The following is a 20,239-nucleotide window of genomic DNA, read 5'->3' as shown; positions in this document are numbered from 1 at the left end:
GGGGCTCCGCCCGGCCCGCCGGGACGGCTCCTCCGCGGGGCGGGCACCGTCCACCGGCCGGCCGCGACGGCTCCCGCCGTGTCCGCGCACACCCGAACCACCGGGCGCGCTGAGGCGGCGCACCGTTCCGGTTTCCCGGTCCCCCGGTGCGCGACTTGCGGCCGGAGGGGGTAGGCGACCGCCATGGACTGGCTGAAGAGACTCCCCGTGGTCGGCCCCGCCGCCACCCGGCTGCTGCGCACGCACGCCGGGCGCGCCTATCAGCGGCTCGACGAGGTGCACTGGGACCGCCTCGCCGCGGCCATCACCTTCTTCAGCTTCATCGCGGTCTTCCCGCTGCTCAGCCTGGGAGCCTCGATCACCGCCGCGCTCCTCGGCCCGGACCAGGTGCGCGAACTGCAGCGGCAGGTGGCCGAGCAGGTGCCCCTCTCCGCCGAGCGGCTCGACCTGGCCGAGCTGGTGACGAACGCGGGCACGGTCGGACTGATCTCCGGCAGTGTGCTGCTGGTGGTCGGTACCCGCTGGGTGGGCTCGCTCCGGGAGTGCCTGCGCACGGTCTGGCGGAAGGAGGAGGACCCCGGCAACCCCGTGGTGCTCCGGCTCAAGGACATCGCGGTGCTCCTGGGCCTGGCGGTGACCGGGCTGTGCGCCGTGGCCGGCTCGGCGTTCGCCAGCAGCGCCGTCGGCTGGGCCGCGGGACGGCTCGGGCTCGACGAGGGCGGCGTGGGCAGCGTGCTGCTCTTCCTCGCCGGACTGGGCATCGGGATCCTCGCGGACTTCCTGATGCTGTCGTATCTGCTGACCAGGCTGCCGCGGGTGCACCCGGAGCGCCGCGCCGTGCTCTTCGCCGGACTGATCGGCGCGGTCGGCTTCGAACTGCTGAAGCTGCTGCTCAGCGGCTATCTGCAGGGCGTGGCCGGCAAGAGCATGTACGGCGCCTTCGGCGTGCCGGTCGCCCTGCTGCTCTGGATCAGCCTCATGGCCCGGCTGCTGCTGTACTGCGCCGCCTGGACGGCGACCGAACTCCCCCGCCCCGCCGGGGACCACGCCGCCGGGGAGAACCCTTCAGGCGCCGGTGCGCCGCCTTCCGCCGGTGCGCGGGTCCCCGCCGGCGCGACGGCCTCCGGAACCGGGGTCAGCCCCGAGGCTCCTCCGGCTTCCCCTCCGGGGACTTCCCGGAAGCCGGGGTCTCCCCAGGCTTCCCCGGCTCCTTCGGCTTCCCCGGCTCCTTCGGCTTCCCCGGCTTCCCCGGCTTCCACAGCTTCCACGGCGTCCGGGACCGCGGAGTAACCCCCGGAGGAGTACCCGGAGCACCCTGAGCACCCGGAGCGTCCCCCGGGTGGCGCCCCGCCCGCTCCGGCAGCGGCCAGCGGCGGTGAACCAGCAGGCCCGCCGCGGCCAGCACCACCAGCAGCGCGCCCATGAGGCCCAGCACCGTGCCGATCCCGGCGGAGCCGCCCGGCGTCTCCTGCGCGGCGACCCCGGCCTGCGCGGGATCCTCCGGCCGCGCGCCGTCGGTGCCGCCCGCCTCGCCCGTGGCGGGCTCGGCGCCGCGGGGCGGCACGAGCGTGCCCACCGGCTCGGCCTTCCCGGCCGCCTTGAAGCCCCAGTCGAAGAGCTTCGCGGTCTCCTTGTAGACCGCGTTGTGTTCCTTCGAGGACGGGTTCATCACCGTGACCAGCAGCACCCGCTCACCGCGCTGGGCGACCCCGGTGAACGTCCAGCCCGCCTTCGAGGTGTAGCCGTTCTTGATCCCGGCGACGCCCTTGTACGGGGTGAGGTCGTAGTCGCCGGTGAGCAGCCGGTCGGTGTTCTGGATCGCGAAGGTCTCGCGCTTCTTCTTCTTGGTCTTCTTGTCCGTCTTCCACTTGCCGGGGAAGTCGGCGCTCACCGTCGAGCAGTACTCGCGGAAATCGGCGTTCTGCAGCCCGGAGCGGGCGATGAGCGTCAGGTCGTAGGCGCTGCTGAACTGGCGGGGGGCGTCGTAACCGTCGGGGCTGACGACGGTGGTGTCCAGGGCGTTGAGCTCCTCGGCCCGCGCCTGCATCTCCTGGACGGTCTTGTCGATGCCGCCGTTCTTGTGCGCCAGCACGCGCACCGCGTCGTTGCCGGAGCGCAGGAAGACGCCGAGCCAGAGATCGCGCACCGTGTAGGTGAGGTTCTCCTTGAGGCCGACGGCGCTGCTGCCCGCGCCCATGCCTTCCAGCTCGGTGCGGAGGACCTTGTGCTCCTGCTTCTTGTCGAACTTCGGCAGCAGGGTGTCCGCGAACAGCATCTTGAGGGTGCTCGCGGGCGGCAGCTTCCAGTGCGCGTTGTGCGCGGCCAGCACATCGCCCGACTCGGCGTCGGCGACGATCCAGGAGCGGCCGGTCAGCTTCGCGGGGAGCGCGGGAACCCCGGGGCCGGGGCGCACCTGCGTGCCGGGGCGGCCGAGCAGTTCGCCGCCGATCTCGGACATCCGCGCGGGCGGCTTCGGCTCCTTCGGCTTCCCGCTGTCCCCGTCCGCGGCGAGCGCGGGCCCGGCGGAGAGCGGGAACAGCAGCAGGGCGGCCGCGACGGCCGGTATCAGTCCGCGCGACAGTGCGGCGGGGCGGCGGGCGGATACGCCCGGTACGAGAGCAGGCACGACCGTGAAAGTACCGTGTGCCGCCCGCCAACGGCACACCGCGGTGGCCTAGTTGCGCCACGCCCCGGAAATTCGCAGGCCGGTGGAGTCCGGACGGCCGTACCGCCCCGGGCGGCGGGCATGCCGCGGGGCCGGTGATACTGGAACGCATGTCGCGTTCTGCCGTGGACTCCCCGCCCGCAACCTCCCGTCCGATGCCGCCCGGCCGCAGGGCTTCCTGGTTCCTGCTGGCCTTCGGGGTGTGGAGCTGGTTCATCTGGACCACCTTCGCCCGGAACCTCTGGGGCAACGGAAGCGGACTGGCCTTCGACGACGCCGGTGAGCCGACCGCGTACTTCTGGGTGCATCTGCTGCTCGCCGTCACCTCCCTCCTGCTGGGGACCGCGGTCGGCCTGATCGGGCTGCGCGGTGTCCGCGCCTGGCGCGCCGCCGCGGGCGCCGGGGCCGGGCGGAGCGGGCAGGACGCGGGCCGCGGTGACGTGGCGGCGCCGGGCACCGGGAGCCGGACGTGACCTTCCTCCTCGTCCTGCTGGTGATCCTCGGCCTGTTCGGGGGCGTGCACTGGTACCTGTGGCGGCGGATCGTCCGCGACACCACGGCGCCGGGCGGTGCCGGGCGGCGGATCGGCACGGCCGCAGCCGTGCTGCTGCCCCTGACCACGGTCGCCGCCCTGACGAGCGGCCGGGCCGGGGCTCCCTTCGCCGTCGAACAGGTGCTGGCCTGGCCGGGCTATCTGTGGCTGGCCGTGGTGCTCTATCTGACGCTGGCCCTGCTGGCCGGCGAGGCGGTGCGGCCGCTGCTCCACCGTCTGCTCCGGTCCCGGGACGGCGCGGCCCGGCCCGCCGCCCCGGGCGAGCCCGTGCCCGCGGCTGTCACCTCCCCCGGGGGGTCCCGGGAGACGGCACCCGAGACTTCCCCGGAGGCCGTCTCCGTCACGGCCCCGGCGGGGGCGGCGGAGACGGCGGGTTCCGCCGGAGCCGGTCCCGCCGGGCCGGCTCCGCGGGCCGCCGGGTCCGGCCCCGCCCCGGCGGCCGCTCCGGGACCGTCCGGCCCGTCCGCCCCGCCGGACTCGTCCGACCGGCCGGCCCCTCCCGCTCCCAGCCGGAGGCTGTTCGTGGCCCGCACGGTGGCCGTCGCCGCCTCGGCGGCCGCGCTGGGCACGGTCGGCCACGGCACCCTGGACGTCCTGAACGGCCCCTCGGTCAAGCGGATCACGGTCCCGCTCGCCAAGCTGCCGCGTTCCGCGCACGGCTACCGGATAGCCGTGGTCAGCGACATCCACATCGGCCCGGTCCTCGGCCGGGCGCACACCCGCCGGATCGTGGAGACGATCAACCGGACGCGGCCGGACCTGGTCGCGGTCGTCGGGGACCTCGTCGACGGCGACGTCGCCGATCTGGGCCCGGCCGCCGAGCCGCTGGCCGGTCTGCGGTCCCGGGACGGCTCGTTCTTCGTGACGGGCAACCACGAGTACTTCTCCGGTGCGGCGCAGTGGGTGGACTTCGTGCGCGAGCTGGGGGTCCATCCGCTGGAGAACGCCCGGGTGGAGCTGCCCGGCTTCGACCTCGCCGGGGTCAACGACCCGGCGGCGGAGCGCGAGGGCACGGCGGGGGAGGGCCCCGACTTCGGCCGGGCGCTGGGCGACCGCGACCCGGGGCGGGCCTCGGTGCTCCTCGCGCACCAGCCGGTGGTGATCGACGAGGCCGTGCGGTACGGCGTCGGCCTGCAGCTCTCCGGGCACACCCACGGCGGCCAGCTGTGGCCCGGGGAGTATCTCGCCGCGCTCGCCAACCCGACCGTCGCGGGGCTGGAACGCTACGGCGACACCCAGCTCTATGTGACGCGCGGGGCGGGCGCTTGGGGCCCGCCGGTCCGGGTGGGGGCGGAATCCGACATCACTGTGGTCACTCTGGCCTCACCACACGCCTGACGGCGGCCCTTGCTGATCGAAACAGATCGTTGATGATCGAACTTGACTAAATCTGACTATCAGGTTTGATCTCCCGCACAGCCCGAAAATGCCTGGGCGCATACGGCTATGCGCTGACTGCACACTGTGTTTAAGTGATGCAGATCACCGGATGGGGGGCAGGGGCGCTCTGCGCCCTTCCACCGGTGGAGCAGGTGTGCTGTGGGAGGGCTTCCGTGGAGTGGTTCCAATTCCGGATCGTCGCGATCATCGTCGCGGTATCCGTGACGTTCGGCGTGATCGGCATCCGACTGCTGGAGGCTTACGAGAAAGGCGAGAAACCGATCCTCGTGGGGACCACGGACACGGTCTCCTCACTCGACCCCGCGGGCGCCTACGACGCGGGCTCCTGGGCGGTCTACTCCAACCTCTACCAGTCGCTGCTGACCTTCGAGCGCGGCAAGGAGGAGCCCGTCCCCGACGCCGCCCGCAGCTGTGAGTTCACCGGTGCCGACCTGCTGCAGTACAGCTGCGAACTCCGCTCCGACCTGCAGTTCGCCAACGGCAACCCCCTGACGGCCGAGGCGGTGAAGTTCTCCTTCGACCGCATCCGCCGTATCAAGAGCCCGCAGGGCCCCCTGCCGCTGCTGGACACCCTGGGCTCCGTGAAGGTACGGGGCAACACCGTCACCTTCTTCCTGCAGTCGCCGGACGCCACCTTCCCGTTCAAGATCGCGACAGGGGCCGGGTCGATCGTCGACCCCGCCACCTACGAGAAGGACCGGCTGCGCAAGGACGGCGACGCCAACGGCTCCGGCCCGTACCGCATCGACTCCTACTCGGAGGGCCGGGAGGCCCGGCTGGTCCCCAACACCGGCTACCGGGGAGCCCTCGGGAGCCTCGGCAACCGGGTCACCATCCGCTACTACGACGGCCCCGGCGAACTCGAGAAGGCCTGGCAGAAGCGGGAGATCGACGTCGCCGCGCGCGGACTGCCGCCGGAGGCCCTGACCTCCGTCGTCGAAGCCGGCGCCCGCAACGTCAATGTGGAGGAGAACACCGCGTACGCCACCCGCTCGCTGGTGTTCAACCTCCGCGAGAACGCCCCGCTGAGCGAGCCGGCCGTACGGCAGGCCGTCGCCGCCGTCATCGACCGGCAGGCCCTGGCGCGGGACGTCCACGACCGCACCGTCACACCGCTGTACTCGCTCATCCCGACCGGGGTCAACGGCCACACCACCTCGTTCTTCGAGAACGACCCCAAGCCCGACCCGAGCCGGGCGCGCCAACTGCTGGAGGAAGCGGGCATCGAGACGCCGGTGCGGTTCCGCATCGCCTACTCCCAGGGCTCCGCCACGGACGCCGAGGCCGAACTCCTCCGCGACCAGCTGGAGGAGACCGGGCTCTTCGAGGTCGACGTCACCCGGCACGAATGGGCCCAGTTCCAGAAGGGGTTCGCCGAGGGCAAGTACGACGCCTACTGCATCGGCTGGGTCGCCGACTTCCCGGACCCGGAGACCTTCGTCACCCCGGTCGTCGGCTCCGGCTCCGCCTTCCACAACCAGTACCGCGACAGCCGCGTCGACCGGCTCATCCGCGCCACCCAGCGCACCACCGACCGCCGCGAGGCCGCCCGCGACTTCGCGGCGATCCAGGAGATCGTCGCCGAGGACGTGCCGCTGATCCCCCTCTGGGAGCGCAAGGACTATGTGCTCAGCACGGACGGCGTCGCCGGCTACCAGTACCTGTCGGACGGCAGCGGGGCCTGGCGGCTCTGGGAGCTGAGCAGGATCTGACCGGCGCCCCGGGGCACCGGCCGGAGCACGGAGCAGGAGCCGTCCCGCGCCCCGGGACCCGGCCGCCACCGGGACCCGGCCGCCACCGGATCCGCCCCGGCACGCCGGCGGGCCCGGTCCGTACGTCTCGCACGTACGGACCGGGCCCGGTCGCGTTCATCCCGGGGCCGCCCGCAGGCGGGCGGCCGGCCGGCTCAGAAGCGGCGCGTGATCAGCGCCCGCTTGACCTCCTGGATGGCCTTGGTGATCTCGATGCCGCGCGGGCACGCCTCGGTGCAGTTGAAGGTGGTGCGGCAGCGCCAGACGCCCTCCTTGGAGTTGAGGATCTCCAGCCGCTGCTCACCGCCCTCGTCGCGCGAGTCGAAGATGAAGCGGTGCGCGCCCACGATCGCCTGGGGGCCGAAGTACTGCCCGTCGTTCCAGAACACCGGGCAGGACGAGGTGCACGCGGCGCACAGGATGCACTTGGTGGTGTCGTCGAACCGCTCGCGGTCCTCGGCGCTCTGCAGCCGCTCGCGCGTCGGCTCGTTCCCCTTGGTGACGAGGAACGGCATGATGTCCCGGTACGCCTGGAAGAACGGCTCCATGTCGACCACGAGGTCCTTCAGGACCGCCAGGCCCTTGATGGGCTCGACCGTGATCGGCTTCTCCGGGTTCATGTCCTTGATCAGCGTCTTGCACGCCAGCCGGTTGCGGCCGTTGATGCGCATCGCGTCCGAGCCGCAGATGCCGTGCGCGCAGGAGCGCCGGAAGGTCAGCGTCCCGTCGAGCTCCCACTTGATCTTGTGGAGGGCGTCGAGCACCCGCTCCTTCGGGTCGATCTCGAACCGGAAGTCCTCCCAGCTCGCGTCGGCCGACACCTCCGGGTTGAACCGGCGGATCCGGAAGGTGACCGTGATCAGGTCCGCGGCCGTGGCGGAAGCCGGCGCGTCCTGGGGCTCGTGCTTGTCGAGCGTTGCGGTGCTCATCAGTACTTACGCTCCATCGGCTGGTAGCGGGTCGTCACGACCGGCTTGTAGTCGAGCCGGATCGACTCGGTGCCGTCCTCGCCCACCTCGCGGTACGCCATGGTGTGCCGCATGAAGTTGACGTCGTCGCGGTTGGGGAAGTCCTCGCGGTAGTGACCGCCGCGGGACTCCTTGCGGGCCAGCGCGGACACGGCCGTCACCTCGGCCAGATCGAGCAGGTTGCCCAGCTCCAGGGCCTCCAGCAGGTCGGTGTTGAACCGCTTGCCCTTGTCCTGCACGGACACGTTGAGGTAGCGCTCGCGCAGCGCGCCGATCTCCTCGACCGCCGTCTTCAGCGTCTGCTCGGTGCGGAACACCATGACGTTGGTGTCCATGGTCTCCTGCAGCGCCTTGCGGATCTCGGTGACCCGCTCGGTGCCGGTGGCGCTCCGCATCCGCTCCACCTGGCCCACGACCTGGGCGGCCGGGTCCTCCGGCAGCTCGACGAAGCCGTGCTCCGCGGCGTACTCGGCGGCGGCGATGCCGGCCCGGCGCCCGAAGACGTTGATGTCGAGCAGCGAGTTGGTGCCCAGCCGGTTGGCGCCGTGCACGGAGACGCAGGCGACCTCGCCGGCCGCGTACAGGCCCGGTACGACGGTGGTGTTGTCCGCCAGCACCTCGCCCTGGACGTTGGTCGGGATGCCGCCCATCGCGTAGTGCGCGGTCGGCTGGATCGGGATCGGGTCCGTGTAGGGCTCGATGCCGAGGTACGTCCGCGCGAACTCGGTGATGTCGGGCAGCTTGGCGTCCAGCTGCTCCGGCGGCAGGTGCGTCAGGTCCAGGAAGACGTGGTCGCCCTCGGGGCCGCAGCCGCGTCCCTCGCGGATCTCGGTGTAGATCGAGCGGGAGACGACGTCGCGCGAGGCGAGGTCCTTCATGACGGGCGCGTACTTCTCCATGAAGCGCTCGCCGTCCTTGTTGCGGAGGATGCCGCCCTCGCCGCGCGCGCCCTCGGTGAGCAGGATGCCCATCCGCCAGATGCCCGTCGGGTGGAACTGGAAGAACTCCATGTCCTCCAGCGGCAGACCGCGGCGGAACGCGGCGGCCTGGCCGTCACCGGTCAGGGTGTGGGCGTTGGAGGTCACCTTGAAGAACTTGCCGGTGCCGCCGGAGGCGAAGATCACGGACTTCGCCCGGAAGACGTGGATCTCGCCGGTGGCCAGCTCGTACGCGACGACGCCCGCGGTGCGCTTGACCCCGTCCGTCTCGTTGAGGAGGAGGTCCAGGACGTAGAACTCGTTGTAGAACTCCACGCCCTCCTCGACGCAGTTCTGGTACAGCGTCTGGAGGATCATGTGGCCGGTGCGGTCCGCGGCGTAGCAGGACCGGCGGACCGGCGCCTCGCCGTGGTTGCGGCTGTGGCCGCCGAAGCGGCGCTGGTCGATGGTGCCGCCCGGCGTGCGGTTGAACGGCAGGCCCATCTTCTCCAGGTCGAGGACCGCGTCGATGGCCTCCTTCGCCAGGATCTCGGCGGCGTCCTGGTCGACCAGGTAGTCACCGCCCTTGATCGTGTCGAAGGTGTGCCACTCCCAGTTGTCCTCCTCGACGTTCGCGAGGGCGGCGGCCATGCCGCCCTGGGCGGCGCCGGTGTGGGAGCGCGTCGGGTACAGCTTCGTCAGCACCGCGGTCCGGCTGCGCTTGGTCGACTCGATGGCCGCGCGCATGCCCGCGCCACCGGCGCCGACGATGACGGTGTCGTACTTGTGGATCTTCATGGTCTCGTCAGCCCCGGCTCTAGCGGATGTTCGGGTCGAAGGTGAAGATCACCAGCGTGCCCAGCAGAACGGTGAACACCGTGGCGGTCCACAGCAGCATCTTCAGCCAGAAGCGCGTGGTGTCCCGCTCGGCGTAGTCGTTGATGATCGTCCGCAGGCCGTTGGCGCCGTGCAGCATGGCGAGCCACAGCATGGTCAGATCCCAGATCTGCCAGAACGGCGAAGCCCAGCGGCCGGCGACGAACGCGAAGTTGATCTTCTGCACGCCGCCGTCCAGCACGAGCTGGAGCACGAGGTGGCCGATGACGAGGACGACCAGCACGATGCCGGACAGCCGCATGAACAGCCAGCCGTGCATCTCGAAATTGGTCCGGGACGCCCGCGGGGTCTTCTGGGTGCGGGCCCGCGGCGGCTCGATGACCGGAGCCGGGTTCTCGGGGCTGTAGCCGGCACTGCTGCCGGTCAGTTCGACGGACGAGCTCTCAGTGGTTGCCATGGTGCTCAGCTCCCGAAGACTTCGCTCGCGGCGTGGCCGAGGACGGGGTACAGGGCCCCGGCCATCAGCACGATCCAGATGGCCATGACCGTCCAGAGCATGTGCCTCTGGTACTTGGTGCCCTTGGACCAGAAGTCCACCGCGACGACCCGCAGGCCGTTCAGCGCGTGGAAGAGGATGGCGGCGACGAGGCCGTATTCCATCAGGGCGACGAGGGGAGTCTTGTAGGTCGCGACCACGTCGTCGTACGCCTCGGGGGAGACGCGGACGAGGGACGTGTCGAGCACATGGACGAACAGGAAGAAGAAGATGAGGACACCGGTGACTCGATGAGCCACCCAGCTCCACATGCCTTCCCGGCCGCGGTAAAGCGTTCCAGCCGGCACGGACTTACCCTCCGGAAGCGGGACTGGGGCCTGCCGGCTCGGATGTCGGTATGGCCCGGCCGGGTACGGTCCACCGGCCCCGGCCATCGTAGCCACGCCGGAGCTGATCACTCCCACGGGGGGCCTCAGGTGTGATCAAACAGGCACGTACGGGCTACCGGAAGCCGGAAACCCGGCCGGAAACCCCGGGACGGGCCGTTCAGGCCACGAGCCGGGCGAGTCTGCCGCGGCTCAGCCGGCGCAGCTCCTCCGCCACCACGACCCGCTCCTTCTCCGGCTCGTGGCCGAGCCGGGTGCGGAGGCCGGCCAGCACATGGTCCAGCGACTCCGCCGGGTCCACACCGTCCAGGCAGATCACGAAGGCGTGGCCGAAGCGGCTCTCGTACGCGGCGTGGGCGGCGCGCAGCGCGGTGTGCGCCGCCAGGACGCCCGGTCGCCGGGCCGGGACGGCGTCCGGCTGCCCGCTGCCGCAGCAGGAGTCGCGCGGGCCCGCCAGGGCGGGCTGCCGCTCCTCGCCCGAGCGGGCGCGCGGCAGCGGGAGCCCCGGCAGCCCGGGCGCGGACTCCCGGGCCAGAGCCTCGGCGAGATCGGCGGGGGAGAGGTCGTAGCTCGCCTCGTCGGCGGCCGCCAGCAGCGCGGCGACATCCGGGTACGGCCGGTGGCCGGCGAGCCTGCGGGCCCAGCGGCGGCTGCCGCAGCAGGCGAGCAGCGCGCGTTCCGCGGTGCCGGGCGGCTGGGCGTTGAAGTGGTCGAGGCCGAAGACGGTGGACTCCTCTGGGAGCCCCCTGGCAGGGCCGGGGGAGGTGAGGTGAGGTGAGGTGCGAGAGATGACGCGGTGTGCGCACCCGCGCGGTGGGCCCGGGCGACGCGATGGGGTGAGGGGGTAACCGTAGCGGGCGGTGATGGCCGCCATGCCACAGATGCGCGAATTTCACCCACCGGGGGAGGGTTTTTGACGTGGCGTTGATGACGGCTCCGCGCCGCCGGTGCCACCGGCCGCGGCCACCCGGTCCGACCTGCGCTTTCGTCGGGCCGGCCGGTCGGCTCGGCGGGGGAGGCGCCCGCCCGGTCGGGGCCGCCCGCGCGTGTGACGGACGGGAAAGCCCGTACGGGGCCTTACCTTCGCGGGTGAACGAGGAGGTTTTCCCTTGCCCATGCTCTCCGCGCCGAAGGCGACCCGGCGGCCGCTCCCCGCGCCGGGAATCCGCCGGCGGCCGCTCGCCCGGACCGCCGTGATGGTCGCGGCGCTCCTGCTGGCCGGATGTTCGGACGGACCGGCCGACGGAACCGGTACCGACGAGAGGTCACCGGCGGCCACCGCCACCCGCTCCTATCCGCCGTCGTCCCCGCCCGTGACCATCCCCGCCGTACGGAAATTCGAGAGCGGCCGGGGGCCCGGCTGGCGGCCCGGCTCCGGCAGCCGCGTCGTCGCCGACCCGGACGGGCCGCTGGCCGACGAGGCCCGGACGGTCGCCGCGGAGCTGGACCTGCCCCGTCACGACGGCCCGGCCCGGCGCGGCGACCTCGAACTGGCCATCGACCGGGAGCGGAAAGGCGGCGCCGAGGCGTACCGGCTCACCACCCGCGACGGCCGCGTCCGGATCACCGGCTCCACCGACGCGGGCGTCTTCTACGGCACCCGCACCGTGCTGCAGGTCCTGCGCACCGAGGGCACCGTCCCCGAGGGAACCGTCGACGACCGCCCCGACCGCGCCCAGCGCGGACTGATGCTCGACATCGCGCGCAAGCACTTCACCCCCGAGTGGATCGAGGCCCGCATCCGGGAGATCGCCGACCTCAAGTTCAACCAGCTCGGTCTGCACTTCTCCGACGACCAGGGCTTCCGCATCGAGAGCGACTCGCACCCCGAGATCGTCTCCGAGCAGCACCTCACCAAGAAGCAGCTGCGGCGGATCCTCGACCTCGCGAAGCGGCTGCACATCACGGTCATCCCCGAGATCGACTCGCCCGGCCACCTCGGCGCCGTCCTCCGGGCGCATCCGGACCTGCAACTCCGCAACGCGCAGGGCGTACCGGTCCGGGGCGCCATCGACATCACCAAGCCGCGGTCGGCCGAGCTCATCGACGACCTGCTGCGCGAGTACTCCGGAGTCTTCCCCGGCCGGTACTTCCACCTCGGCGCCGACGAGTACCGCGCGCTGATGGCCGAGAACCCCGAGGCCGCCTACCCGGGCCTCGCTGCGCAGGCCCGCCGCGACTACGGCTCCGCCGGGCGCGTCCAGGACCTGGCGACGGCCTGGCTCAACAACCGCGCCGAGACGGTGCGGAAGGCGGGCAAGCGGCCCAAGGCGTGGAACGACGGCTTCTTCAGCGGCGGATCCGTACGGCCCGACGAGGACATCGAGGTCGAGTACTGGACCGGCAAGGAGATCGGCGCCCGGCCGCCGGCGGAGTACCTCCGCGAGGGCCGCAAGCTGGTCAACCTCAACGACGAGTATCTGTACTACGTGCTCGGCGAGCCCAACCAGTTCACCTATCCCACCGGTGAGCGGATCTACAAGAGCTGGACCCCCGCCGTGCTGCGCGGCACCGAGCCGGTGCCGGCCGCGCTGTCCGGCCCCGACCGGGTGCTCGGCGGCCGGCTCGCCGTCTGGTGCGATCTGGCCGGGGCCCAGACGGAGGCCCAGGTGGCCACCGGGATCCGGATGCCGCTGCGGGCGGTCGCGCAGAAGCTGTGGGACCCGCGGAAGCCGTCGGCGAGCTGGACGGAGTTCCGGAAGCTCGCCGACCGCCTGGAGGCCGAGCGGGAGCGGAGACCGGGCGGCTGACGGGGCCGGTCACAGGGACCGGTCTCAGGGACCGGTCTCAGGGACCGGGCGCAGGGGCCGGGCGGCGGACGCGGTCCGGGGGGCCTGCCGGGCTGAGACGGGTGCGGCCCGGGCGGCGGACGGGGCCGGGGGCCTGCCGGGGAGGGCTGCCCGGGCCGGTCCGGGGGGCCTCAGGGCTGCCGGGGTCGCCTGACCGTCCGGTCCGGCGTTCCGGGCCCGGTGCCGCCGGCGCCGGCGGCCTTCGCCGACTTGGCGGCCTTCGCGGCGCGCTTGGTCTCCTGTTTGAAGGCCCGGACCTCGGCCAGTGACCCCGGCCCGGTGACGTCCGCGGCCGACCGGCGGGAGCCCTCCTCGCCGTACGGGCCCGCCGCCTCCCGCCAGCCCTCGGGCCGCACCCCGTACCGCTTGCCGAGCAGCGCGACGAAGATCTGGGACTTCTGCCTGCCGTACCCGGGCAGCTCCTCCAGCCGCCGGAGCAGCTCGGCCCCGCTTCCGGCGTCGCGCCACACCGCCGCCGCGTCCCCGCCGTAGTGCTCGACCAGATGGCGGCACAGCTCCTGCACCCGCCTGGCCATCGAACCGGGGTAGCGGTGCACCGCCGGCTTCTCCGAGAGCAGCGCCGCGAAGGACTCCGGGTCGCGGGCGGCGATCTCGTGGGCGTCCAGGTCGTCGCCCCCCATGCGCCGCGCGATCGTGTACGGGCCGGTGAACGCCCACTCCATCGGGACCTGCTGGTCGAGCAGCGTGCCGACCAGCACGGCCAGCGGGCTGCGGGAGAGCAGGGCGTCGGCCTCCGGCTGCTGGGCGATGCGCAGGGTGATGTCGTCCATCCGGTCATCGTCCGGCCGCGGGCCGCCCGCCGCCCGCCGACACGCCCGCCCGGCGGCCCGGGCGGCGCGGGGCCGGGGGCCGTCCGGGCGCCGCGGGCGCGGCGGAGTGGGAACGCCGGTCCGCCCCCTCCCCTGTGAGGGGCGGACCGGCGTGCGCGGTACCGGAGGGTGATCCCCGGTTCCGCAAACCGTCGCGGCGTCCGCACGCCCGCCGGGCGGAACCCCGCCCGGCGGCCCGGCTGCCCGGTGGCCGCGGCCGGCGCCGCCACCGGCGGCGCCGTGCGGCACCACACCCGAATCACCGGCGCCGTCCTACCTGTTCAGCGCTGCGTGTCCGCGGAACGTCACAGCGTCCGCACCCGGGGGCCGGTGTGACGTTTACCACTCCGCTCGCGCTGGTGCCGGTGGACGGGCCGCCACGGAGGGAGATCACGATGGGTTTCTGGGGTTACTTAGTCGTCGGCAGGAGCGACCGCGAACTGGCGGAGTGCTCCACGCTCGCGCCCGGCCGGGAGCGGCTGGAGCTGGCCGAAACCTTCGCCGACGGCTGGCAGTTGTGGCAGCACCCGAGCGAGCCGGGGCTGGGCGACCTCGACGACGTGGCCGGCGCCCTGGCGAGGGAGACCGGCGCCCCGACCCTGCTGGCGTACGTCATGGACGGCGACTGCGCCGTTCTGGAGGGCGCCGGTCCGGTCCGCGGCTCCTGGACGGCCTGCCTGGGACGGACCGCGCTGGCCCGGCACGTCGGCGAGAACGAGATCGTGCTGGACGACGTCTTCCCCTCCCCGGCGGGCGCCGCCGTCCATGCCGCGGGGTGGGCCGCGGCGGCCGGGCGTACGGTGGACTCCCGGCGCCTGGCCGACGTCCTGAGCGCGGAACCGGACCCGGATGTCGAGAAGCTCTTCCACGAAGTCCTGGAAAAGCTCGGCATCCAGGCCGCCGGGGCGTGAGGATGTCACCTCCGGGTGAATCAGCAGTCCGGCCCGCGTGACAAAGAGGGCGGGCCAGGGCCCGGATGCGTGACAGCGGCGGACGAAGAGGACAGCGTGGGCAAGCGTGGGGAGCGCCGACGTACGCAGCAGGGTGACGACGGAGGGCTCGGGGAAGCCGTCGAACGCGCCCAGAACGGCGATGAGGAGGCATTCACCCTGCTCTACCGGCTGGTTCAGCCGAGGCTGCTCGGCTACGTACGGGGCCTGGTCGGCGACGACGCCGAGGACGTGACCGCCGAGGCGTGGCTGGAGATCGCCCGGGACCTCGGCCGCTTCCGCGGCAACGGCGACGGCTTCCGCGGCTGGACGGCGACCATCGCCCGGCACCGCGCCCTTGACCATCTGCGCCGGCAGCGCAGCCGTCCGCGCACCGCCCTGCTGGAGCAGGACGTGCTGGAGCTGCCGGGCCGTCAGGACACCGAGCGGGAGGCGCTGGAGACCCTGTCGACCGAGGAGGCCCTGGCGATGGTCGCCGAACTGCCGCGGGACCAGGCCGAAGCGGTGCTCCTCCGGGTGGTCGTCGGCCTCGACGGCCCGGCGACCGCCCGTGTGCTGGGCAAACGCAGCGGCGCGGTCCGCACCGCCTCGTACCGGGGGCTCAAGAGGCTGGCCGGACAACTCGCGGACCGGGCGCCGGCGGGGGGCCGGTCCGTGACGACTCCCGCCTCCCGGACGCTTGGGGAAGTGGAATGAGCGGGCACCGACACCCCGACGGGAGCAGCGTGAACCGGAAGAAGGCGGAGCGTTTGCTGAACCGTGAGCCCTCGGGTGTCGCGGGAGGCGCCGCCGGCTCCGAGCTCGACCGGCTGCTGGCGGCGGCGGCCCGGCCGCCCGCGGCCGATCCGGAGCGCGCCCGGATCCACGAGGAGGCGGCCCTGGCGGCCTTCCGGGCCGCCCGCGTCGCGGGGGTGGCCGGCACCGAGCCGCGGCCGCAGGACGACTGGCGGCCGGAGCGGCAGCGCGGACTGGCCGGCCTGTGGGCGCGGCACCGCCCGGCGAAGGCGGTGGTCGGCGGCGTCGTGGCCGGGCTCATGCTCGGCGGCGTGGCAGTGGCCGCCGGCACCGGAGTCCTCCCGGTGCCGTTCGTCTCCGGCGACGAGCCCGGCGGCTCCCGGCCCGGAGGGGACGGCACGGAGAGCCCGGGGCAGCCGGGACCGGGCGGGCCGGACGGCTCCCGTCCCGACGGCCGGGACCGCCACGACGACGGCAGCGCGGAGAAGGACGCGAAGGCCCTGCGGAAGCTGTGCCGGACGTACGACAAGGCGAACGGCGGCGGCAGCGGCAAGGGCACCGGTGAACAGCTGAGCCCCGAGGCCAGGGAACGGCTCGCCGCGGCGGCGGGCGGCGAGAACCGGGTGGGCGACTACTGCGACTGGCTCACCGCCCCCGGGGCCACCGGCGGCGCGGAGAACGGACCGGCAGCCGGTGACAGCGGCGGGAACGGCAACGCGAACAGCGGCGGCAACAACGCCAACAGCGGTGGCACCGGCAATGCCAACAGCGGCGGCAGCAACGCGAACAGCGGTGGCAACGATGCCAACAGTGGTGGCACCGGCAATGCCAACAGCGGCAGCGGCGAGAACGCGGGAAGCAACGCCAACAGCGGTGGCAACACCAACGACACCACGAGCGGCACCTCCCGCGGCAACGCGACCGGCGGCTCCAACGGCAACGCGAACAGCGGCGGGAACGGGAACGGAAACGGCGGCGGGAACGCCAACGGTGGCGGCAATGCCAACGGCGGCGGGAACGCGAACGGCGCCGGGAACGCGAACGGAGGGGCGAACGCCCGGGAGCGCGGCAAAGCCGGTGGCGCCCCAGAGGCCGACGCTGACGCGGAGCTCCTCCGGGCCGGCAACGCGGACAGGTCCGGTACCGCCGCCGACGCCCGCGAGAGAAGGGCCGGCCGGCGGACGGGCCCTCCCCGCCGCCGCGACCGGGGCGGCCCGGGAGAGCCCGGGGACGGCGGCGCCCCCGCACGCGGTGGTGGCGATGCGTGAGCGGCAGGCCCGCGGCCACCGTCCCTCGCGGGACGGGGCGCGGGACGCGACCCGGCAGGGACCGCGGCACCCCGGAGAGCGGCCCCCAGGAAAGCGGCACCCCGGAGAGCGGCACCCCGGAAAAGAGGACGACCGGGGTCGCCACCCCCCACAGGAGAGACCCCGGCCGTCGTTCTGGAGGACCCGTCGGGGTCCGTACTCCCTTCAGCGCCGGACGAGCGATTTGTGTCACAGTGCCGTCCGGCCCGGCCCGCCCGGTCCACCGCCGGGCCGGTGGCCCGCGGCCCGTGGCGTGATCCCGTCCATGGAACCCGGCCGTGGACTGGAGCGCGCAACTACCCGTAGCGTTCATGGGAGTGGCACTCGCCGGGGCACTTCCGCGACATGACCTGCGGCCCGGGAGGGCCGTACCGCCACCGGAACGTCCGGCGGGTTCACGGAGCCGTATCTCCGGGACCTGATGTCGGAAGTCCGGAAATAGTCAGGCAGGATGAAAGCGTGCTGGGGGACGACGCGGAGCTGACCGCCGCAGTGCACGCGGCACAGGACGGAAGCGAGACCGCCTTCCGTGCTGTCTACCGCGCCGTGCACCCGCGGTTGCTGGGCTATGTCCGGACACTGGTCGGCGAGCCCGACTCGGAGGACGTGACATCCGAGGCCTGGCTGCAGATAGCCCGGGACCTGGGCCGGTTCAGCGGCGACGCGGACCGCTTCCGGGGCTGGGCCGCGCGCATCGCGCGCAACCGGGCGCTCGACCACATCCGGATGCGCGGCCGGCGCCCCGCCGTCAGTGGCGACGAGACCGAACTGGCGGACCGCGCGGCCGACGCCGACACCGCCTCCGAGGCGCTGGAAGCCCTCGGCACCGGCCGCACGCTCCGGCTCATCGCCCAGCTCCCGCAGGACCAGGCCGAGGCCGTGGTGCTGCGGGTCGTCGTGGGGCTGGACGCGAAAAGCGCGGCCCATGTGCTGGGCAAGCGCGCCGGCGCGGTGCGCACCGCCGCCCACCGGGGCCTGCGGCGGCTCGCCGAGCTCCTCGACGAGACGGCGGCCGCCGACGGCGTCCCGGCCGTCGGCGAGCGTCCCGCACGCCAGGGCGGACTGGACGGCGTGCCTCCGCAGCGCGGCCCGAGAAGTGACACGGCGGCGGCCGGTGTGACGGAAACGTATGTGCGGACGCAGAAGGACATGTGATGGCCGACAACCGCTACAGCTGGCTCGACGAGGACGCCGCGGAGCGGTTGCTGCGCGGCGAGCCCCTCGACGTGCCGGGCGCCGGAGCCGGTGACGGCCCGGAGCGGGAGCGGGCCCGAAGACTCTCGGCCGCCCTCCAGTGCGTGGCGGACCCGGCCCGGCTGCCGGCCGGCACGGACGAGGAAGGCGCGTTCCTCTCGGAGGCCGTCGTCCTGGCCGCCTTCCGCGAAACGGCCCCCGGCGCGGGGCCCGGCACCCGGGGCCGTTCCCTGTTCCGTCTGCCCCGCACCACCGCCGGAGGCGGCCGCCGTACGTCCCTGGGTCGGCCGCTGCGTGCGGGCATCGCCGCGGCGCTGGCGGGCTGCGCCCTGGGAGGGGTCGCGGTCGCCGCCGGCACGGGGGTGCTCCCGACACCGTTCAACCACTCCGTCGAGCCGGGGCCGACCGGCAGCGCTCCCGGCACCGGCAGCGACCCCTCCACCCCCGGGCACGGCGCGGGCGGTACGGACGGCGAGTCGCCCGGCGACGGCCACGAGCCCAACGAGCACGGTGAGAAGAGCCCCGGCACCGGGGGCCACGGCGGCACGAAGGGCCTGGGCGGCGAACAGGACCGGCCCGCCGACGGCCAGGGCGGCACGCTGGACGGCATACCCGGCCACCCGGGCTTCGGCGACGAGAGGACCCGCGGGGCCGCGATCGTGCTCTGCCGGAAGTACGCGGCGGACACACTCGACCGGAAGACCCGCGAACGGCTCGAAGCCGCCGCGGGCGGACCCGCGGCGGCGGGCGACTACTGCGCGCGGCTGTTGAACACCACGGACGACAACGATGCCGGGGGCTCCCGCGAGGGCTCCGGCTCGGACACGGGCTCCGGCAAGGGGACGGATGCCGGGGGCTCGGGTGCGGCGCCGGGCTCCGGCTCCGGCTCCCAGGCCGACCCGTACACCGGTGCCGGCCCCGGCACCGCAAACCCGCCGACCCCCGGCAGCAGCCACGACGGCGGAGACAGGGCCGGCGACCGCGGGGACACCGCGGACCGGACCCGGACCCTGCGTGACAGGTCCCGCTCCGGACGCGATGACCGTCCGGGCCGCGGTGACAGTCCGGCCCGCGATGACCGCTCCGGCCGGGATGACCGCAGCCCTGGGGGCCACCGGGACAACCCGGCGAGCGGTCAGCAGAACAAGCGGACGAGCGGCGCGGCCGACGGCAGGGCGAGCAGCCAGGCGACGGGGCGGGGGAACAAGCAGACGAGCGGCCCGGCCGGCGGTACGGCGAGCAGCCGGTCGAACGGGCAGGGCAACACGCGGGGAATCACGCAGCCGAACAGCCAGGAGAGCGGCCAGGAGAGCGGCCAGGGGAACAGCCGGGCGAACAGCCGCCCTGCGAACGGCCGCTCTTCGGACGGGTCGGCGACGGAGCGGGACGACGCCCCGGCCGGCTCCCGGGCTTCGTCCCCGACGACCTCTCCCGCCGAGCCGTCGGACACTTCGCCGTCCGGCACGCCGGACGGCGCCCCCACGGCAGCGGCTTCCCCCGACGCCGGTTAGACACCGGACGCGGATCGGCGCCGGGCGGCCCCGCCCCGGCCCCCGGCCCTCGGCCCTCGGAGGCCCGCCGCCCCGCCGCCGCCGGCTCCGTCGCCTTCACCCCGGCTCCTGCCGGTCACCCCTGCGCCGGGTGGCCGAGCCGGACGGCCCCGACTGCAGCAGGGCGACAGTCCGGACAGCCCCGACTGCCGCAGGGCGACAGAGCGGGGCAACGCGGGTGGGGACGCAACGGTAAGCCGGGCGACCGACTGCGCCGCGGCGGGTACGAGGCCGAGGCGGCGGGCCGTGGAAACCCGGCTGCCCCAGGAGACCGTGGAGACCGGGCTGTCCCGGGAGCCGGCGGAGAAGAGGGGGCCGGGGAGAAGAGAGGGCGCGGGCAGGGCCGGGGGAACGTGCCCCGCCCGCGCCATGCACGGAGCCTCAGGTACGGGGGGAACCCGGGCTCACGTGCCGCCGATGACCAGTCGGCTCACTTCTAACTGCGCCCCCCGCTCGAAAAACGTCACACCTGCCGCCGAAAAAATGTGCCCATCCTGCTGGGGCCACGGATCACGGCACGGCAACCCGGCCCGGAGCAGGACGAACGCCCCGGCTCGGACGGCTACGGCGGCGCGCCGGGCCACCACGGACGGCAGGCAGGCGAGCGCCCCGTGGCCGCCGTCGGTCCGGCCTCGTCCGGTGGTGGCCGAACCGTCCCGCAGTGGCCCGGCCCGTCCACGGACCCCCGTCCTCTGCCTCCTCCCTCCGCCCTCGTCCCCGCCTCCCGCGGGCCCGTCGCGTCCGCTCCGCCCGTCGCGTCCGCTCCACCCGGCCCTCCGCCCCGCCTGCGTGGCCGCACGGATGAGCCCATGCTGGTCTCTGTGAGCAACGTCCCAGCGTGCGGGCCTCCACGGCACGTGCGCCGCGCCGCTACAGTCCGTGGCGGACCCAACCGACTACCGGTGAGTAC

At 73.7% G+C, this 20,239-nt stretch carries 16 protein-coding genes and 1 pseudogene; 10 read left to right on the top strand and 7 right to left on the bottom strand.

Annotation, left to right across the window (positions count from 1 at the left end; all coding sequences use genetic code 11):
* Positions 1–183: 183 nt before the first annotated feature.
* A pseudogene (locus LIX60_RS11735) lies at positions 184–1,008 on the top strand (YihY/virulence factor BrkB family protein); the annotation flags it as partial.
* 127 nt (positions 1,009–1,135) lie between these two features.
* On the opposite strand, the gene LIX60_RS11730 reads toward LIX60_RS11735, so the two are convergent.
* Entirely contained in the window at positions 1,136–2,581 is a 1,446-nt protein-coding gene (locus LIX60_RS11730) for a D-alanyl-D-alanine carboxypeptidase (RefSeq protein ID WP_374117972.1), read from the bottom strand.
* A gap of 239 nt (positions 2,582–2,820) precedes the next feature.
* On the opposite strand from LIX60_RS11730, the gene LIX60_RS11725 reads away from it, so the two are divergent.
* The 3 genes from LIX60_RS11725 to LIX60_RS11715 all read left to right on the top strand — a co-directional run bounded on the left by LIX60_RS11725 (position 2,821) and on the right by LIX60_RS11715 (position 6,331).
* Positions 2,821–3,138, top strand: a complete 318-nt coding sequence (locus LIX60_RS11725) for an SCO4848 family membrane protein (RefSeq protein WP_227962731.1) — start codon at positions 2,821–2,823, stop codon at positions 3,136–3,138.
* Complete coding sequence (locus LIX60_RS11720) at positions 3,135–4,556, top strand: metallophosphoesterase (protein WP_227958376.1); 1,422 nt, start codon at positions 3,135–3,137, stop codon at positions 4,554–4,556. The genes LIX60_RS11725 and LIX60_RS11720 overlap by 4 nt, the downstream gene beginning before the upstream one ends.
* A 215-nt stretch (positions 4,557–4,771) precedes the next feature.
* Entirely contained in the window at positions 4,772–6,331 is a 1,560-nt protein-coding gene (locus LIX60_RS11715; RefSeq protein WP_227958375.1) for an ABC transporter substrate-binding protein, read from the top strand.
* Positions 6,332–6,525: 194 nt separating this feature from the next.
* Here the strand turns inward: LIX60_RS11715 and LIX60_RS11710 are convergent, their stop codons facing one another.
* From LIX60_RS11710 to LIX60_RS11690, 5 genes are all read right to left on the bottom strand, one after another.
* A complete protein-coding gene (locus tag LIX60_RS11710) occupies positions 6,526–7,299 on the bottom strand; it encodes a succinate dehydrogenase iron-sulfur subunit (RefSeq protein ID WP_019710419.1) in 774 nt (257 codons plus the stop codon).
* Positions 7,299–9,053, bottom strand: a complete 1,755-nt coding sequence (gene sdhA / locus LIX60_RS11705; protein ID WP_227958374.1) for a succinate dehydrogenase flavoprotein subunit — start codon at positions 9,051–9,053, stop codon at positions 7,299–7,301. Before sdhA ends, LIX60_RS11710 begins: the two co-directional genes overlap by 1 nt.
* A 19-nt stretch (positions 9,054–9,072) precedes the next feature.
* A complete protein-coding gene (locus LIX60_RS11700) occupies positions 9,073–9,549 on the bottom strand; it encodes a succinate dehydrogenase hydrophobic membrane anchor subunit (RefSeq protein ID WP_019710417.1) in 477 nt (158 codons plus the stop codon).
* Between the two features lie 5 nt (positions 9,550–9,554).
* Positions 9,555–9,935, bottom strand: coding sequence for a succinate dehydrogenase, cytochrome b556 subunit (sdhC, locus tag LIX60_RS11695; protein ID WP_039822710.1), 381 nt, complete (start codon positions 9,933–9,935; stop codon positions 9,555–9,557).
* Between the two features lie 199 nt (positions 9,936–10,134).
* Positions 10,135–10,848: a 2-oxo-4-hydroxy-4-carboxy-5-ureidoimidazoline decarboxylase gene (locus LIX60_RS11690; RefSeq protein WP_227958373.1), complete on the bottom strand. Its 714-nt coding sequence runs from the start codon at positions 10,846–10,848 to the stop codon at positions 10,135–10,137.
* Positions 10,849–11,089: 241 nt separating this feature from the next.
* On the opposite strand from LIX60_RS11690, the gene LIX60_RS11685 reads away from it, so the two are divergent.
* On the top strand, positions 11,090–12,724 hold the full coding sequence (locus tag LIX60_RS11685) for a glycoside hydrolase family 20 protein (RefSeq protein ID WP_227962730.1): 1,635 nt from the start codon (positions 11,090–11,092) through the stop codon (positions 12,722–12,724).
* Between the two features lie 170 nt (positions 12,725–12,894).
* On the opposite strand, the gene LIX60_RS11680 is transcribed toward LIX60_RS11685, so the two are convergent.
* Positions 12,895–13,554, bottom strand: a complete 660-nt coding sequence (locus LIX60_RS11680; RefSeq protein WP_227958372.1) for an HhH-GPD-type base excision DNA repair protein — start codon at positions 13,552–13,554, stop codon at positions 12,895–12,897.
* Between the two features lie 434 nt (positions 13,555–13,988).
* Between LIX60_RS11680 and LIX60_RS11675 the strand changes: the two genes are divergently transcribed.
* From LIX60_RS11675 to LIX60_RS11655, 5 genes are all read left to right on the top strand, one after another.
* Complete coding sequence (locus LIX60_RS11675; RefSeq protein WP_227958371.1) at positions 13,989–14,504, top strand: hypothetical protein; 516 nt, start codon at positions 13,989–13,991, stop codon at positions 14,502–14,504.
* Positions 14,505–14,600: 96 nt separating this feature from the next.
* Positions 14,601–15,239 carry an RNA polymerase sigma factor gene (locus LIX60_RS11670; RefSeq protein ID WP_039820152.1) on the top strand — a complete coding sequence of 213 codons (639 nt, stop codon included), beginning with the start codon at positions 14,601–14,603 and terminating at the stop codon, positions 15,237–15,239.
* The gene (locus LIX60_RS11665) at positions 15,236–16,546 is read left to right on the top strand and encodes a hypothetical protein (RefSeq protein WP_227958370.1); all 1,311 of its coding nucleotides are present in this window, start codon (positions 15,236–15,238) and stop codon (positions 16,544–16,546) included. The genes LIX60_RS11670 and LIX60_RS11665 overlap by 4 nt, the downstream gene beginning before the upstream one ends.
* Before the next feature lie 498 nt (positions 16,547–17,044).
* Positions 17,045–17,740: an RNA polymerase sigma factor gene (locus LIX60_RS11660; protein WP_227958369.1), complete on the top strand. Its 696-nt coding sequence runs from the start codon at positions 17,045–17,047 to the stop codon at positions 17,738–17,740.
* The gene (locus LIX60_RS11655; RefSeq protein WP_227958368.1) at positions 17,740–19,290 is read left to right on the top strand and encodes a hypothetical protein; all 1,551 of its coding nucleotides are present in this window, start codon (positions 17,740–17,742) and stop codon (positions 19,288–19,290) included. The genes LIX60_RS11660 and LIX60_RS11655 overlap by 1 nt, the downstream gene beginning before the upstream one ends.
* Positions 19,291–20,239: the final 949 nt, after the last annotated feature.

The sequence above is a fragment of the Streptomyces sp. S07_1.15 genome, from assembly GCF_020739505.1.
In the GTDB taxonomy this organism is placed as follows: Bacteria; Actinomycetota; Actinomycetes; order Streptomycetales; family Streptomycetaceae; genus Streptomyces; species Streptomyces xinghaiensis.
Note: the sequence above shows the minus strand (reverse complement) of the source record. Positions and strands in the feature narration are given on the sequence as shown.

What these genes read in the sequence shown, in the direction of transcription:
- LIX60_RS11710 (WP_019710419.1), bottom strand. Translation starts at nt 7,299, where the DNA reads ATGAGCACCGCAACGCTCGACAAGCACGAGCCCCAGGACGCGCCGGCT.
- LIX60_RS11655 (WP_227958368.1), top strand. Translation starts at nt 17,740, where the DNA reads ATGGCCGACAACCGCTACAGCTGGCTCGACGAGGACGCCGCGGAGCGG.
- LIX60_RS11665 (WP_227958370.1), top strand. Translation starts at nt 15,236, where the DNA reads ATGAGCGGGCACCGACACCCCGACGGGAGCAGCGTGAACCGGAAGAAG.
- LIX60_RS11680 (WP_227958372.1), bottom strand. Translation starts at nt 13,554, where the DNA reads ATGGACGACATCACCCTGCGCATCGCCCAGCAGCCGGAGGCCGACGCC.
- LIX60_RS11700 (WP_019710417.1), bottom strand. Translation starts at nt 9,549, where the DNA reads ATGGCAACCACTGAGAGCTCGTCCGTCGAACTGACCGGCAGCAGTGCC.
- LIX60_RS11685 (WP_227962730.1), top strand. Translation starts at nt 11,090, where the DNA reads ATGCTCTCCGCGCCGAAGGCGACCCGGCGGCCGCTCCCCGCGCCGGGA.
- sdhA (WP_227958374.1), bottom strand. Translation starts at nt 9,053, where the DNA reads ATGAAGATCCACAAGTACGACACCGTCATCGTCGGCGCCGGTGGCGCG.
- LIX60_RS11725 (WP_227962731.1), top strand. Translation starts at nt 2,821, where the DNA reads ATGCCGCCCGGCCGCAGGGCTTCCTGGTTCCTGCTGGCCTTCGGGGTG.
- LIX60_RS11690 (WP_227958373.1), bottom strand. Translation starts at nt 10,848, where the DNA reads ATGGCGGCCATCACCGCCCGCTACGGTTACCCCCTCACCCCATCGCGT.
- LIX60_RS11675 (WP_227958371.1), top strand. Translation starts at nt 13,989, where the DNA reads ATGGGTTTCTGGGGTTACTTAGTCGTCGGCAGGAGCGACCGCGAACTG.